Here is a 15,181-nt window from a genome sequence, read left to right as displayed (position 1 = left end):
ACGCGCGGAAAAACCTTTGAAAAATTATGACGAGCGACAGCGAAAATACAGACAAGATCAGCCAGAAAAACGCCGGCAAGGCTTCCTACGGCGCGGCGGACATCAAGCGCCTGAAGGGCCTCAAGGCCGTGCGGGAACGCCCGGGCATGTACATCGGCGACACGAACGAGACGGGGCTCCATCACTGCGTCTATGAGATCGTGGACAATTCCATCGACGAGGCTCTCGCGGGCTTCTGCACCGAAATTTCCGTGACGATTCACGGCGACGGGAGCGTTTCCGTGGAGGACAACGGCCGAGGCATTCCCGTGGCGATTCACCCGGAGGAAAAAATCCCGACGCTCGAGCTCGTGCTGACGAATCTTCACGCGGGCGGCAAGTTCGAGAAGGGCGCGTATCAGGTTTCCGGCGGTCTCAACGGCGTCGGCGCCAAGTGCGTGAACGCGCTCTCGGACCATTTCGTCGCGGAAGTCTGCCGCGAAGGCGAGGTGCACAGCATGGAGTTCTGCCGCGGCGAAGTGACCGTGCCGATTCACGTCCTCGGCAAGACGAAGAAGACGGGCACGAAGATCACTTTTCACCCGGATCCGGAAATCTTCACCGTGCTCGAGTTCAAATACGAGACGCTGCTGCGCCGCATGCGCGAGCTCGCGTTCCTCGTTCCCGGCATCACGATTTCCGTGGCGGACGAGCGCACGGGGCATTCCGACCGCTTTCACTTCCGCGAAGGGCTCGCCGAATACGCGCGCTTCCTCAACCAGAACGAGGAGCTGCTCATGGCGAAGCCGATTCTCATCTCCAACGAAGTGGACATCACGGACCCGAGCGCGCCGCTCGTCATGAACGACAGATACGCGCCGCCTCCGGGGCGCACGCATCCGGTGAAGATGACGGTGGACGTCGCGATTCAGTACAACAAGAAATACACGGAGCTCGTCTTCGCGTACACGAACCTGATCACGAATCCCGAGGGCGGCACGCACCTTTCCGGCTTCCGCTCGGCGCTGACGCGCGTCGTCAACAACTACGCCAAGGCGAACAATCTCATCAAGGACAAGGATCCGAAGCTCACGGGCGACGACATGCGCGAAGGGCTCGTGGCGATCATCTCCGTGAAGCACCCCGACCCGAAATTCCAGTCGCAGAACAAGACGCGCCTGACGAATCCGGAAGTCGAGGGCGTCGTGCAGAAGGTCGTCGGCGAAGGGCTGCAGTACGCGTTCGAGAAGGATCCGAAGATGGCGAAGGCCGTCATCGAGGCGGCGTGCAACGCCGCCAAGGCGCGCGAGGCCGCCCGCAAGGCGCGCGAGACCGTGCGCAAGAGCGTGCTTTCCGGCGGCGGGCTGCCCGGCAAGCTCGCGGACTGCTCGGAAAAGGATCCGGCTCTGTGCGAGCTCTACATCGTCGAGGGCGATTCCGCGGGCGGCTCCGCCAAGCAGGGCCGCGACCGCAAGTACCAGGCGATTCTCCCGCTGCGCGGCAAGATTCTGAACGTCGAAAAGGCGCGCATCGACAAGATGCTCAACAGCGAAATGATCCGCAACATGATCACCGCGATCGGCACCGGAATCGGCACCGGCCACGAGGAGGGCAAGGACGACGGAAAATTCAATCTCGCGAAGTGCCGCTACCACAAGATCGTCATCATGACGGACGCCGACGTGGACGGCGCGCACATCCGCACGCTGCTCCTCACGTTCTTCTTCCGCCAGATGCGCGGGCTCATCGACGCGGGCTACGTGTACATCGCGCAGCCGCCGCTCTACAAGGTGAAGCGCAAGAAGAAGGAGCAGTACGTGCAGTCCGACGCGGACATGAACCGCATGCTCCTCAAGCTCGGCTCGGAAGACATCTCGCTCTTCCGCAAGCGCGACAGCCACATGTTCGAGCCGGACAAGGTGGACAAGATCGTCGAATGCATGGCGCGCCTGGAACGCCTCGGGAACGGCGTCACGCGCTACGGCTGCACGCTCGCCGACTTCCTCGACCAGCACAAGCCGGAGACGCAGGAGCTCCCGCGCTTCCTCGCCCGCGTCCGCCGCGGGAACGTCGAAACCTACGAATACCTTTTCACCGAAGAGGAAAAGATCAGCTTCTTCATCCGCTACCAGGTGGACGACGTCACCGCGCCGCAGAACATCTCCGAAGTCGAGGTGGACGGCGTGAAGGTGCAGCAGCGCATCAGCGTCTATGAAATCTACGAGGCCGCTCAGCTGACGAAGATTCTGAAGGAAATGTCCGCGCTCGGGCTGGACATCAACCGCTTCGCGGCGACGGAAGAACCGCGCTACGAACTGATCGAAGGCGAGCACCGCGAAGAGGACGCCGCCGCGGGAACGCTCGACGACAAGAAGCGCCACCCGCTGAACTCGATGCTCGAGCTCGTCGGGAAAATCCGCGAACTCGGCCGCCGCGGCCTCACGATCTCCCGATACAAAGGGCTGGGCGAAATGAATCCGGAACAGCTCTTCGAGACGACGATGGATCCCGCGAAGCGCAGCTTCCTGCGCGTCACGATCGAAGACGCCGCGGAAGCCAACCGCGTGTTCACGATGCTGATGGGCGACGACGTCCCGCCGCGCCGCCAGTTCATCGAGGACAACGCGCTCAACACGTCCTATCTCGACGTGTGACGGGGTTTCCCGCAAAGACGCAAAGACGCGGAGAAGGAAGGATTTTTCGAACGATGATGACCGAAAACGAGATTGCGCGAATCGCCGTCGACGCGGCGGTTTTCGTGCATCGCGGTCTCGGCGCCGGCTTGCTCGAATCCGTTTACGAAACGGTTCTCGCGAAACAGCTCGCGAAGCGCGGGCTCGACGTGAAGCGGCAGGTTCCGATTTCGATCCGTTTCGACGGAGAAGTCTTCGAAGAGGGCTTCCGAGCGGACATCGTCCTGAACGATCTCGTGATCATCGAAATCAAGTCCGTGGAAAAAACGCTTCCCGTTCATCTGAAGCAGCTGCAGACGTATCTGAAGCTGACGGGCAAAAAACTCGGGCTTCTGATGAACTTCAATTCCGCCCTCATGAAGGACGGCATCGCGCGCTGCGTCAACGGACTCGACGAGGAAGTCCGCCTCCCGAACTTCGCGTCTTAGCGTCTTTGCGGGAAAAACCGAATTCACAACCGGCAACCAAAACGAAAACGATTTTAAACAATGGAAAACACAGCAGCCAAAGAACGTCTTTCCACGACGAACATCTCCGAAATCATGCAGACGGCCTACATCGATTATTCGATGTCGGTCATCGTCTCCCGCGCGCTCCCGGACGTGCGCGACGGCCTCAAGCCCGTGCAGCGCCGCGTCGTTTACGCGATGCTGCGGGAAGGGCTCCGGCACAACGCCGCGTTCGACAAATGCGCGGGCGTCGTCGGCGAAGTTCTGAAGAACTACCACCCGCACGGCGACGCGTCGGTCTACGACACGCTCGTGCGTCTCGCTCAGGATTGGGTGATGCGCTACCCGCTCGTCATTCCGCAGGGGAACTTCGGCTCCATCGACGGCGACTCTCCCGCCGCCTACCGATACACGGAATGTAAGCTCGCCGAGCTCGCCGAAGAGCTCCTCAAGGACATCGACGAAGACACCGTCGATTTCCAGCCCAACTACAAGGAATCGACGACGGAGCCGACCGTGCTCCCGTGCGCGCTCCCGCACCTGCTGATGAACGGCTCCACCGGCATCGCCGTCGGCATGACGACGAACATTCCGCCGCACAATCTCGGCGAGCTCGTCGAAGTCACCTGCCGCCTCATCGACGACCCGAACACGAGCTTCGAAGAAATCGAGGAAATCCTGAAGGGGCCGGACTTCCCGACCGGCGGGGTCATCAACGGCACCGAGGGCATCCGCCAGTATCTGCGCACCGGCCGCGGCATCGTCCGCGTGCGCGGCGTCGCCCACATCGAGGAGATGAAGAACGGGCGCGAGCAGATCGTCATCACCGAGATTCCCTACAACGTCAACCGCGCCAACCTCGTCACGCGCATCGCCGATCTGGTGAAGGACAAGGTCTTCACGGAAATCTCCGACGTGCGCGACGAATCCGACGCGAACACGCGCATCGTGCTCGAGCTAAAGCGCGACGTCGCCGAGCGCGTCGTCGTCAACAAGCTCTTCAAGCACACGGAGCTCGAATCCTCGTTCGGCGTCATTCTGCTCGCGCTCGACAAAAACCGCCCGAAGCAGATGAACATCAAGGAAATGCTCGAATGCTTCATCGAGCACCGCCGCGAAGTCATCACGCGCCGCACGAAGTTCCGTCTGCGCAAGGCGGAAGACCGCGCGCACATTCTCGAAGGCTTCAAGATCGCCTACCGCTACCTCGACGATTTCGTGCACATCATCCGTTCCTCGAAGGACCGCGACGAGGCGCGTTCCCGCCTCATGGACAAATACGGAATCACGGAGCGCCAGTGCAACGCCGTGCTCGACATGCGCCTGTATCAGCTCACCGGTCTCGAAATCGACAAGATAGAAGAGGAATACGTCCAGCTGATGGGCTTCATCGAGGAATGCCGCCTCATTCTTTCCAACGAAAAGAAGCTCCTCGGGCTCGTCAAATCCGAGTTGCGCGAGACCGCGAAGAAGTACGACTCGCCGCGCAAGACGCAGATTCAGGCGGCGGAAGGCGAGTTCCGCCCCGAAGACGTGATCCCGAACGAAGGCTGCATGATCTCCGTCTCGCACGAAGGCTTCATCAAGCGCACGCCGATCGATCTCTACCGCACGCAGAAGCGCGGCGGCAAGGGGCTCATCGGCTCGGAGACGCACAACGAGGACTTCATCGAATATCTCTTCTCCGCGAAGACGCACGACACGATCATGTTCTTCACGAACAAGGGACGCGTGTATGTGCAGAAGGCATACGAAATTCCGGAAGGTTCCCGCACCTCCAAGGGCCGCTCCATCGCCAACGTCATCGAAATGCAGGAAGGCGAAAAACTCGCGACGCTGCTCTGCATTCCCGACTTCACGGACACGAAGAACGTCTTCTTCTGCACGAAGAACGGCGTCGTCAAGAAGACGACGCTCTCGGAGTACAAAAACTGCAACCGCCGCGGCATCATCGCGATCAATCTGCGCGACGGCGACGCGCTCATCTCCGTCAAGCTCACGAACGGGAACGATCAGGTCATTCTCATCACCGAGAACGGCATGACGATCCGCTTCGACGAGACCGACGCGCGCAACCTCGGCCGCTCCGCCGCCGGCGTGACGGGAATGCGCCTGCGCGAAGGCGATTCCGTCGTCGCGATGGAAGTCGTCGATCCCTCCTGCACGCTGCTCATCGCGGGCAAGAACGGCATCGGCAAACGCACGCAGTACGACGACGAGGAAGGCGAAGTCTTCCGCAAGCAGAACCGCGGCGGCGTCGGCGTGATCGGCATCAAGAACAAGTCCGGCGTCGCGGGCGCGCTCAGCGTTCTCGAGACGGATCAGATCATGCTGCTCACGAAGGGCGGGCAGGCGATCCGCATGCCGGTCAAGGGCATCCGCCGCACGGGGCGCGCCGCGCAGGGCGTCAAGCTGATGGACATCGACGTCAAGTCCGGCGAAGAGGTCATCGGCATCTGCAAAGTCATCGAGGGCGACGACGAGGCCGCCGCCGCTCCCGCGGACTAAGCCTTCGCGCCTTTCTCCGAATCCGAAAGACGCGTTCCCGGTCTTCTTCCGGGAGCGCGTCTTTCATTTTGGCGTTTCCGGCGCAAAAAAACGTTCCCGCGAAGAGAATCGCGGGAACGCTTTTTTTCATTCTGCGGGAACGGGTTCAGAGCGAGGCGACGAGCGCGTTCATCGCGTCCATCTGCTCCTCGATGCATTCGACGAGGCGGAACTGCGTGCGGCAGCGGTCGAGGTTGTGCTCGGGGCGCGTCGTCTTGAAGTACAGGTCGCCGTCGAGGTAGTCCGTCAGGAAGCGCATGCCGCATTCGAGCGTGAGCAGCTTGCCCGAGAACGGGAGCAGCTCGCGTTCCTTCGCGTTGAGGAAGTCGCCGGCGGAGCTGATGTAGCCCTTCGCGAGCGCTTCGAAGAACTTGAACTGCATCGCGACCTTGGAGAGATCGACTTCGTCCTCCTTCGCGGGCGAGGTCGAGGTGCGCACCATGTCGCCGAAGTCGTAGAGCGCCGAGCCCGGCATCGAGGTGTCGAGGTCGATGACGCAGATGCCTTCGAGCGTGTAGTCGTCGATGAGCACGTTGTTCAGCTTCGTGTCCTGGTGCGCGATGCGTTCGGGGATTTCGCCCTTCGCCATCGCGTCGAGCACGACGGAGCAGTCCTTTTCGCGCGCGAGGATGAAGTCGATTTCCTTTTTGACGCCGGCGGCGCGGTTCTTGACGTCCGCCGCGAGCGACTTCTGGAACGTCTCGAAGCGCTTGCGCGTGTTGTGGAAGTCCGGAATTGTCTCGACGAGGCGGCCGCCGGGAATGTCCACGAGGAGCTTCTGGAAATTGCCGAACGCGCGCGCCGCCTGGAACGCCTGTTCGGTGGTCTCGATGACGTCGTAGCCGCGGGCGCGCTCGATGAAGATGTAGCAGCGCCAGTAGTTGCCCTCGGCGTCCACGTACCAGTCCGCGCCGGTCTTGGTCGGGATGAGCGTCAGCGTGCGGCGGGAGGCGTCGGGAGCCTTGTTCGCCTTGAGCTTGTCGAACGAGTGGCGGCAGATGCGCGCGACGTTCTCCATGAGCCCCTGCGGGTTCTTGAAGATGTAGGAGTTGACGCGCTGGATGATGTAGCGCACGCGCGTCGCGCCCTGGTCGAACACGGCGCAGAACGTGTCGTTGATGTGGCCGCTGCCGTACGGGAACGCGTCCACGAAGTCGCCGTACACGGCGAACTGAGCCGCGATCGCGGGGATATTGTATTTGGAGTCTTTTGCTGAGGACATAAGTCTGAACGAATTTTGGTTTTGTTTTGAAAAAATCGATCCGCGCGGCAACGTCCGCGTTCCCGCACGGCACTCACAGTCTCGCCTTTCTCGCCCCGCGGGGCAAGAAAATTCACGCGCGGGAACGCCGCCGCGCGGAGTTTTGATCTCCCGCGCGAAAATCTTTGTCGCGTTCCGCGGGAAGGTCGCTTAGCCTTTAAGAAAACTTTTTCCTTCGTTCCGCTTTCCGTGAAGACGCTTTCCCGTTATATGTTCGTTCAGCTCGCGAGCGCCGTGGTCATGTCGCTCGGGCTTTTCATTTTCGTGCTGGTCACCGGAAACGTGCTTCGGCGCGTCGTCGGCGAGTTGGCGAACGGGCGCATCTCCATGTCGATGCTGTTCGAGATCGTCGGGCTGATTTCGGTGAGCGTCGTGCCGTACGCGATGCCGCTGGGGATGCTGACGGGCGTGCTGCTGATACTCGGGCGCATGTCGGCTTCGAACGAGATTCTCGCGATGAAGGCGGCGGGCATGAATCTCTGGCGCATCGTCGCGCCGATTTTCTTCATCGCGATCGTCGGCGTCGGCGTTTCCGGCTACATCAACTGCTTTTGGGCGCCGAGCGCGGCGGGCGCCTACCGCTCGATTCTGAAAAGCACGTTCCGCGATTCGCCGACGAAGCTCATCGTGCCGGGAACGCTCTTTTCGGATTTTCCCGGCTACACGATTTACGCGGAGGCGCGCGAAGGCGACAAGCTCAAGAATTTCTGGATCTGGGAGCTCGACGGGCACTCGCGCCCGATCCGCACGACGCACGCGCAGGAGGCGACCATTCTCTTCGTCGAGGCGCAGGACGACGACGGCGAAGACTCGCTCAGCATCGAGCTCTCGCAGGCGGTTTCCGAAGAGCGTTCCCGCCGCGCGCCGGACGACGTCGCCGGCTCTCACCTAAGTTTTTCCAAGGCGGGGCACGCCTCCGTCGTCATTCCGCTGGGCAAGATCCTCAGCCGGGAAATCGTCTCGAAAAAGAACCGCAAGCTGCGCTGGTTCACGCTGCCGGAGCTGCTCGAACTGCGCGAAACCGGCTGGCGCACCGATCCGCAGAAGGACGCGCCCGAAGCCGTCGAGGCGGAGCGCATTCAGATCCAGCTGCAGATTCAGAATTATCTGACGTCCGCGGTGGCGTGCTTTTCGCTCGCGATTCTGGGCATTCCCCTCGGCATCCGCGTCTCGCGCTCGGAGACCTTCGTGAACATCGGCATCGCGCTCGCGCTCGCGCTCACGTTCTACGTGCTGACGACGTTCGTCTCGTGGATCGAGGATCCCGCGTGGCGTCCCGACGTGCTCGTCTGGATTCCGAACATTCTTTACCAGATCGTCGGCTTCGTCCTTCTGCGGCGGGCGGCGAGAAACTGAAGGCATCACCATGGAAAACATCCCGGAACTGAAAAAACTCCTCGAAATCGCCGAACACGCGGCGCGCGACACGGGCGCGGTTCTGCGCGCCGGCGGCGACCGCAGTGTCTCCCTCAGCACGACGACGGACGTGAAGCTCGCCGCCGACGTGAACTCGGAAAAGCTCGTGCGGGAACGCCTCGCCGCGACGGGGCTGCCGCTCTTCGGCGAGGAGCTCGGCGGCGATCCCGCGCTCTATGATTCGCCGGGAACGCTCTACTGGGTCGTCGATCCGCTCGACGGCACGTTCAATTATCAGCGCGGACAGCCGCTCACCTGCGTGAGCATCGGCCTGATGCGCGGGAACGAACCCGTGCTCGGCGTGATCTACAATTTCAACGCGGACGAGCTCTTTTCCGGAATCGTCGGCGAAGGCGTCTTTCTCAACGGCGAAAAAATCGTTCCCGCGTGGGCGACGGAGCTTTCGCAGGCGTGCCTGATGACGGGCTTTCCCGCGCTCGCGGACAAGTCGCCGGAGGCGCTCGCGCCCTTCATCGCCGAGGTCGGCAAGTTCAAGAAGATCCGCATGATCGGCACGGCGGCGCTCGCGGTCGCCTACGTCGCCTCCGGCCGCGCGGACGTTTACGACGAGCGCGGCACGAATCTCTGGGACGTCGCGGCGGGAATGGCGCTCGTCCTGGCGGCGGGCGGCTTCGTGCGCCTCACGCCGACGGGCCGGCGCGCGCTGAACTTCGACCTGCGCTGCGCCGCCCGCGAAGAATGGCTCTGAAAACGGAAAGCTGAGAATCGGTAAGAATGAAGGCTCGCGATTTTTTTAAGTCCGGTCTGCGGCTTTTCGTCGCCGCTGCGTTTTCGTTTTTCGCGGGAACGCTTTTCGCCGCCTCGAATCCGGCGGACCTGCCGCTGATTCCCGCGCCGCGGGAAATCGAAGCCGGGCAGGGCAAGGCGCTTTCCGTCGGAAGCATATCCGCTATTCACGCGGACGCGCGTTCGGAGGACGCGGCGCGGTTCCTCCAACGTCTTTTCAGACAGCGCTACAAGCGGACGCTGCCGATTCTCAAAACGAACGGCGTTGCGGCGTCCGGCGCGATCGCGCTGAGTTCCGGCGCGGGCAAAAAAGATTCCGAAGCCTACGCGCTTTCGGTTTCGACGAACGGCGTCGTCGTCAAGGGCTCCGGGGCGGCGGGAACGTTCTACGGCGTCTGCACGCTCGATCAGCTTTTCGTCGGCGAAGACGGAAAGTCTGCGAAAACCGTCCCGGCGCTGACGGTGCGCGACGCACCGCGCTTCGCGTACAGAGGGCTGATGCTCGATCCCGCGCGCAATTTCATGCCCGTGGAGGACGTCAAGAAATTCGTCGAGACGATGGCCCGCCTCAAATTCAACACGCTGCATTTTCACGTCAGCGACGATCAGGGATGGCGCGTCGAAATCAAAAATCCGAAATACAGGCGGCTGATGACCGTCGGCGCGCAGAAAAACAGGCCGAAGGGCACGCGCGGCTATTACACGCAGGACGAGATCCGCGATCTGATCGCGTTCGCGGCGACTCTGAACGTCGAAGTCGTTCCCGAAGTGGATATGCCCGGGCACGGCATGGGCGCGATCGTCGCGTATCCCGAACTCACCTGCGAATACGTCCGAGAAATCAACAAACCGGAAAACGCCGCCGAACTCGCGAAGAATCCGAAGATGAAACTGCGCGTTTGGGAGGAAGCCGGAGTCTCCGAGGCGCTCCTCTGCGCGGGAAATCCGAAGACCTACGCGTTTTACGACGAGCTGCTCGCGGAGCTCTGCAGGCTTTTCCCGTCGAAGAAATTTCACCTCGGCGGCGACGAAGCCCCCACGAAATGCTGGAATAAGTGCGGAGATTGTCGCGAGTTCATGAAAAAGAAGGGACTCGGTTCGACGCAGGAGCTGATGGCGTATTTCTTCCAACGCAATTTCGACGCCCTCGGCAAAGCCGGAAAGACCGCGCTCTACTGGTACGAGCTCGACGTTCCGAAATATCCGAAGAACGCGATCATGTATTCCTGGCGCATGGGGCACACGAAGCAGGCGATTGACCGCGCGCTGCGCGAAGGCTACAAGGTGATCTGCTGTCCGGGAGAATACGCGTATTTCGATTATCCGCAGAAACCGGGCGATCCGAATCACGGCTGGATGCCGCTGACGACCCTCGAACGCGTTTATCAGTTCGATCCCGGATACGGGCGCCCCGCGAAAGAAGAGGCGTCGATTCTCGGCTGCGAAGGCACGCTGTGGGCCGAACATATTCCGGACCTGGAGCGCCTGCATTATCAGGCGTTCCCGCGCGCGCTCGCGCTCGTCGAGGCCGGATGGACGCCGATGCGGCGACGCGGCTGGGAGAGCTTCAGAAAACGTCTGCGTCCGGTGCTCCTCGACATGCACGCGCGGGGCGTGCGGACATATTGGCCGACGGAAGCCGTCGGCGCGAAGTAGTTTCGCGCAAAAAAGGCGTGTTCATTTTCCGCGTAAAGTGTTATTCTGACGAAAACCATTTTTGATTAAAGGCATGAAAAAATACATTTGCTCCATTTGCGGTTACGTTCACGACGGCGACGAGCCGCCCGCGTCCTGTCCCGTCTGCGGCGTTCCCGCGGAAAAATTCAATCTGGTGGAAGAGACCGCTCCCGCCGAAGACTGTTCGGAACTCGCCGCCGCCACGGGGCTGAAGCCCGAAACGCTCGCGAAGGCGGACAAGATCGTCGCGAAGTATCCGGAACGCCGCAGCGCGACGCTCCCGCTGCTCCACCTCGCGCAGGAGGAGCTCGGCTACGTCACTGACGCCGCGATGAAGTGGATCGCCGCCAAGCTTGGCATCGAGCCGATCAACGTGTACGAGGTCGTCACATTCTACCCGATGTTCCGCCTGGCGCCGATCGGCAGGCGCCACGTCAAGGTCTGCCGCACGCTTTCGTGCGCGCTGCGCGGGAGCTACAAGACGATGGAGGCGCTCGAAAAGGAATTCGGCTGCCGCCGCGGCGAGACGAGCGCGGACGGGAACGTCACGCTCGAGTTCGTCGAATGCATGGCGTGCTGCGGCACGGGACCGATCGTGCAGGTCGATCATCTCTTTTACGAGAAGGTGACGCCGGAGGAAGTTCCCGCGCTCGCGGAAAAGATCCGCGCCTCGCTCGTCGATCCCAATTACGGCAAAAAGGAACCGAATTTCCAGGACCGCACGCAGTGGCTCGGCTGAGGCGTTCCCGCCTTTGTCCGCAAAAAACGTTCCCGCGCCTTCCGCACGGGAACGTTTTTTTTGCGTCCGAATTCGGACTAAAAAAACGGGTTTTCGGCGCGTTCGGCGGCGAGCGTCGTCGCGGGACCGTGACCGGGCGCGACGAGCGCGGTCGGCGGGAACGCGTCCAGGAGACGCGCGCGCACGTTCGCGAGCGCGGGTTCCAGGTCGCCCGGAAGACAGCCGCCGACGCTCCCGAGAAAAAGCGCGTCGCCCGTGAACGCGACCGGCTGGAAGGGCGCGGGCGGGTTTTCCCAGACGAAGACCGCGGAATCCGGCGTGTGGCCCGGCACGGCGACGACGCGGAGCCGGAAGCCCGCGGGCGCGATTTCCGCGGAAAAACGTTCCGCTTCCGCCGAGCCGAAAATTCCCGCGTGCGCGAAAACCGGCGTTTCCGGAAAGGCGCGGAGCACTTCGCGCGCGCCGTCCGCGTGGTCGAAATGCGCGTGCGTGAGGCAGAGCCCGCGCGGCGTCAGACGGCGTTCGCGCAGAAAACGGACGAGCGGCGCGCCGTCCGTTCCGCAGTCGAAGAGCAGGGCGTTCCCGCGCGCGAAATCGGCGGCGACGTAGGCGCACGCGGTCATCGTCGGCAGGGCGCGTATGCCGCAGGGCATGACGAAGCGGAAAAGATTCGGCGGGAACGGCGGTTCGGGCGGGGCGTCGCCGCGTGCTTCCGCCGCGCGTTTTTCGTCGAGCGCGCGCAGGCGGGCGGCGACCAGACCGAGCGCGGGCGCGAGGCGTTCCCGCGTTTCCGCGTCGGCGAGTCCGCGGCGCAGAAGCCGGATTTTCTCGAAGGGCACGCCCGTGCTTTCGGCGAGCCCGCGAGAGGAGATCCCGCGTCCCAGCATGGCCTTGCGCAGAACCTGTGCCGCGCCGTCTTCAATTTGTATCGACATCGGCGACAATCTCGGTTTCATCGTCATGAAATGCAAGGGTTTATTTCGGAAATCCGGAAAAAGGCGGCGTCGCTCGCCGCGCTTTCGGCGACGGCGTGCGCGGCGCTTCCGCTCTTCGGGGCGGGGCGGCCGGCGAATCACGTCGTCCGCGCCGAGCTGCCGCCGCCGCTCGCGATTTCGCCGGTTTCGCGCGAGACGGAGCCGCTGGCGCTCGTTCCCGCGGCGCGGCATTCGCGGGAGCTCGTGGACGAAAATTCCGGGCTGGAAAACTGCTCGACGGCGCCAGGCGCGTTTTGGACGCTGAACGATTCCGGCGGCGAGCCGCGCCTTTTCGCGATCCGCGCGGACGGCTCGCTCGTCGCGCCCGAAGGCGCCGGCGCGGCTTATCGCGGCGTGCTTCTCACGGGACGCCGCAACGTCGATTGGGAGGCTGTCGCCGCCGACGGCGCGGGCAATCTCGTCGTCGCCGACATCGGCAACAACGAGAGCCGCCGCCGCAATCTCTGCTTTTACGTCGTGCCCGAGCCGAGCCCGCTCGCGGAAAAGACCGCCGCCTCGCGCAAGATTTCCTTTTACTACCCGACGCAGGACGCGTTCCCGGATCCTTCGCTCAACTACGACGCGGAATCGTGCTTCGCGCTCAACGGCTTCATCTACTGGTTCACGAAGCACTGGACGGACACGGGCACCGTGCTCTGGCGCGTCGATCCGACGACGGAGCGCTATCAGGCCGCCGTTCCCGTGGCGCGCTTCGACGTCGGCGGGCTCGTGACGGACGCCGCGCTTTCGCCTTCGCGCTCGCGCCTCGCCGTGCTCACGTATCATTCGATCTGGGTCTTCGAGCTTCCGGAAAAGGACGCTTCCGGCGTGCGCGACGAGACGCGCTTCTTCACGGGCGTTTCGCGTCGGCGGAAAATCGCCGCGCCCGTCCGCGACTGGCAGGTCGAAGGCGTCGCCTTCATCGACGAGGACACGCTGCTCGTCTCCGCGGAATCGGGCGCGCTCTTCCGCGTTCCCGTATCCGAAATCAAATGATGATTTTCCGCGCCATCGTGAGCGGCGCGGGAACGCCGGCTTCGCCGAAAATCCGCCGCGGCAGGAGCGCGGTCTGCCCCGCGCGCCCGGCGGAAATCGCGGGAACGGGCTCGTCCGTGAAGCCGTCGCGCAGCTCGTCCGCGCGCACGCGCAGCGGCTCGAAGACGCCCGGACGCAGCAGTTCGAGCTCGTCGCCGACGGAGATCTTGTTGCGCACTTCGAGCGCGACGAAGTCCGCGTCCGCGCGCTGCGTCTCCGCGACCATGCCGACGTTGACGGCGTCGCCGACGCTCGCCGCGCTCCCGAAATTCTGCGCTTCCGCGCCGGGAACGCCGTCGAAGAAACCGCGCGTGTAGCCGCGGTTCGGGATCATTGCGAGCTCGCGCATGAACGGCGCGGCGTCCCACGCGCCGGCGTCCGCGAACCACGCGTCGATCGCGGCGCGATACACGCGCGCGGTCTGCGAGACGTAGTAGTCGCTCTTGTTGCGCCCCTCGATTTTGAGCGAGTCCACGCCCGCCGCGAGAATGCGCGGCAGCTCGGGCAGCAGGCAGAGGTCGCGCGAGTTCATGAAATACGTGCCGCGCGCGTCCTCCTCGACGGCGATCAGCTCGCCCGGGCGCTTTTCCTCTTCGAGAAAAACCTTGTAGTTCCAGCGGCACGACTGCGCGCACGCGCCGCGGTTGGCGCTCCGCCCCGTCATGAACGCCGAGAGCAGGCAGCGCCCGGAATAGCTCATGCACATCGCGCCGTGCACGAACATTTCGAGCCGCAGCGCGGGAACGCGCCGGCGGATTTCGAGAATCTCCGCGAAGCTCGTCTCCCGCGAAAGCACGCAGAGCGACGCGCCGAGCCCGCGCCAGAACTCCGCCGTCGCCCACGACGACACGTTCGCCTGCGTCGAGACGTGCAGCGGGATTTCCGGCGCGCGTTCCCGCAGAAACACGAAGATCGCGGGATCGGAGACGATGACGCCGTCCGGGCCGAGCCCGCGCAGCGCGTCGGCGATTTCCGGAAGTTTCTCGACGTCGGAGTTCTTCGAAAAAAGATTGAGCGCGACGTAGATTTTTTTGCCGGCGGCGTGCGCGAGCCGCGTTCCCTCCGCGAGCTCTTCGCGGGAAAGCCCGACCGTCGCCCGCAGCGACAGCGACGGCATGCCGACGTAAACGGCGTCCGCGCCGTGCGCGAGCGCGATTTTCAGGCGGAGCAGCGTTCCCGCGGGCAGCAGCAGTTCGGGCTTTTTTCGCATGGCGCAATGAAAACGCGTCCGCCGCGCGGCTTCAAGCGCCAACGCCAAGCGAGCCGCGCGAGAAAAGCGTTGACTTGATTTTCGGAAAAGGCTTTAATGCATTTCACTTTTTTCATCCGCCCAGGTGGTGAAATTGGTAGACACGCAGGTTTCAGGTACCTGTGCCGCGAGGCATAGGGGTTCGACTCCCCTCTTGGGCACCACTTCAAAAAAGCCCGCAATTCCGCATAAACAAAGGGATTGCGGGCTTTTTTGTGGAATTTTTGAAAGGGCGGAAATTGAGACAAAAACGACAAAAATCGCCAAAATACGACAGCAAAAAACACACTTTTTTCACACAGGGCGAAAAATGCGTTCATGCGAGCATTTAAGCGGCTTCGCGGAGCGAAACGCAAAGAACCTCCATAACCTCATCACTTCATAACTCCATAACTTCATAACGCCGCTCGCGGCG

At 62.7% G+C, this 15,181-nt stretch carries 11 protein-coding genes and 1 tRNA gene; 9 read left to right on the top strand and 3 right to left on the bottom strand.

The features are described from left to right. The first annotated feature begins 26 nt into the window (after positions 1-26). Genes gyrB through gyrA form a run of 3 tightly spaced genes read left to right on the top strand, consistent with a single transcriptional unit; the run spans position 27 to position 5,629 of the window. On the top strand, positions 27-2,633 hold the full coding sequence (gene gyrB / locus ACQREB_RS02980) for a DNA topoisomerase (ATP-hydrolyzing) subunit B (protein WP_427765109.1): 2,607 nt from the start codon (positions 27-29) through the stop codon (positions 2,631-2,633). 53 nt (positions 2,634-2,686) lie between these two features. Continuing rightward, a complete protein-coding gene (locus tag ACQREB_RS02975) occupies positions 2,687-3,100 on the top strand; it encodes a GxxExxY protein (RefSeq protein WP_427765107.1) in 414 nt (137 codons plus the stop codon). Between the two features lie 60 nt (positions 3,101-3,160). Next, positions 3,161-5,629 carry a DNA gyrase subunit A gene (gene gyrA, locus ACQREB_RS02970; protein ID WP_427765105.1) on the top strand — a complete coding sequence of 823 codons (2,469 nt, stop codon included), beginning with the start codon at positions 3,161-3,163 and terminating at the stop codon, positions 5,627-5,629. A 145-nt stretch (positions 5,630-5,774) separates the two neighbouring features. On the opposite strand, the gene ACQREB_RS02965 is transcribed toward gyrA, so the two are convergent. Beyond that, positions 5,775-6,890 carry a phosphotransferase enzyme family protein gene (locus ACQREB_RS02965; RefSeq protein WP_427765102.1) on the bottom strand — a complete coding sequence of 372 codons (1,116 nt, stop codon included), beginning with the start codon at positions 6,888-6,890 and terminating at the stop codon, positions 5,775-5,777. Between the two features lie 249 nt (positions 6,891-7,139). On the opposite strand from ACQREB_RS02965, the gene ACQREB_RS02960 reads away from it, so the two are divergent. From ACQREB_RS02960 to nuoE, 4 genes are all read left to right on the top strand, one after another. Beyond that, the gene (locus tag ACQREB_RS02960; protein WP_427765100.1) at positions 7,140-8,285 is read left to right on the top strand and encodes an LptF/LptG family permease; all 1,146 of its coding nucleotides are present in this window, start codon (positions 7,140-7,142) and stop codon (positions 8,283-8,285) included. Positions 8,286-8,295: 10 nt separating this feature from the next. After that, entirely contained in the window at positions 8,296-9,054 is a 759-nt protein-coding gene (locus ACQREB_RS02955; protein WP_427765097.1) for an inositol monophosphatase family protein, read from the top strand. Positions 9,055-9,080: 26 nt separating this feature from the next. Then, on the top strand, positions 9,081-10,748 hold the full coding sequence (locus ACQREB_RS02950) for a beta-N-acetylhexosaminidase (protein ID WP_427765095.1): 1,668 nt from the start codon (positions 9,081-9,083) through the stop codon (positions 10,746-10,748). A gap of 73 nt (positions 10,749-10,821) precedes the next feature. Then, positions 10,822-11,508: an NADH-quinone oxidoreductase subunit NuoE gene (gene nuoE, locus ACQREB_RS02945; protein ID WP_427765092.1), complete on the top strand. Its 687-nt coding sequence runs from the start codon at positions 10,822-10,824 to the stop codon at positions 11,506-11,508. A 77-nt stretch (positions 11,509-11,585) separates the two neighbouring features. Here nuoE and ACQREB_RS02940 read toward each other — a convergent pair whose 3' ends face one another. Beyond that, positions 11,586-12,443 (bottom strand): MBL fold metallo-hydrolase, encoded by an 858-nt coding sequence (locus tag ACQREB_RS02940; RefSeq protein ID WP_427765090.1) that lies wholly within the window; start codon positions 12,441-12,443, stop codon positions 11,586-11,588. Positions 12,444-12,473: 30 nt separating this feature from the next. Between ACQREB_RS02940 and ACQREB_RS02935 the strand changes: the two genes are divergently transcribed. After that, positions 12,474-13,478: a hypothetical protein gene (locus ACQREB_RS02935; protein ID WP_427765087.1), complete on the top strand. Its 1,005-nt coding sequence runs from the start codon at positions 12,474-12,476 to the stop codon at positions 13,476-13,478. On the opposite strand, the gene ACQREB_RS02930 is transcribed toward ACQREB_RS02935, so the two are convergent. Next, complete coding sequence (locus ACQREB_RS02930) at positions 13,471-14,727, bottom strand: peptidase U32 family protein (protein ID WP_427765085.1); 1,257 nt, start codon at positions 14,725-14,727, stop codon at positions 13,471-13,473. The genes ACQREB_RS02935 and ACQREB_RS02930 overlap by 8 nt on opposite strands. A gap of 118 nt (positions 14,728-14,845) precedes the next feature. Between ACQREB_RS02930 and ACQREB_RS02925 the strand changes: the two genes are divergently transcribed. Further along, a tRNA-Leu gene (locus ACQREB_RS02925) sits at positions 14,846-14,930 on the top strand. Positions 14,931-15,181: the final 251 nt, after the last annotated feature.

Source organism: Candidatus Spyradosoma sp. SGI.093, assembly GCF_050314555.1.
GTDB lineage: Bacteria > Verrucomicrobiota > Verrucomicrobiia > Opitutales > UBA953 > Spyradosoma.
This window is presented reverse-complemented; position numbering and strand designations above follow the sequence as displayed.

Bases quoted from the DNA above. Each gene is read 5' to 3' on its own strand.
- ACQREB_RS02950 (WP_427765095.1), top strand. From the start codon at position 9,081: ATGAAGGCTCGCGATTTTTTTAAGTCCGGTCTGCGGCTTTTCGTCGCC.
- ACQREB_RS02930 (WP_427765085.1), bottom strand. From the start codon at position 14,727: ATGCGAAAAAAGCCCGAACTGCTGCTGCCCGCGGGAACGCTGCTCCGC.
- ACQREB_RS02955 (WP_427765097.1), top strand. From the start codon at position 8,296: ATGGAAAACATCCCGGAACTGAAAAAACTCCTCGAAATCGCCGAACAC.
- ACQREB_RS02935 (WP_427765087.1), top strand. From the start codon at position 12,474: ATGCAAGGGTTTATTTCGGAAATCCGGAAAAAGGCGGCGTCGCTCGCC.
- nuoE (WP_427765092.1), top strand. From the start codon at position 10,822: ATGAAAAAATACATTTGCTCCATTTGCGGTTACGTTCACGACGGCGAC.
- ACQREB_RS02975 (WP_427765107.1), top strand. From the start codon at position 2,687: ATGATGACCGAAAACGAGATTGCGCGAATCGCCGTCGACGCGGCGGTT.
- gyrB (WP_427765109.1), top strand. From the start codon at position 27: ATGACGAGCGACAGCGAAAATACAGACAAGATCAGCCAGAAAAACGCC.
- ACQREB_RS02965 (WP_427765102.1), bottom strand. From the start codon at position 6,890: ATGTCCTCAGCAAAAGACTCCAAATACAATATCCCCGCGATCGCGGCT.
- ACQREB_RS02960 (WP_427765100.1), top strand. From the start codon at position 7,140: ATGTTCGTTCAGCTCGCGAGCGCCGTGGTCATGTCGCTCGGGCTTTTC.
- gyrA (WP_427765105.1), top strand. From the start codon at position 3,161: ATGGAAAACACAGCAGCCAAAGAACGTCTTTCCACGACGAACATCTCC.
- ACQREB_RS02940 (WP_427765090.1), bottom strand. From the start codon at position 12,443: ATGTCGATACAAATTGAAGACGGCGCGGCACAGGTTCTGCGCAAGGCC.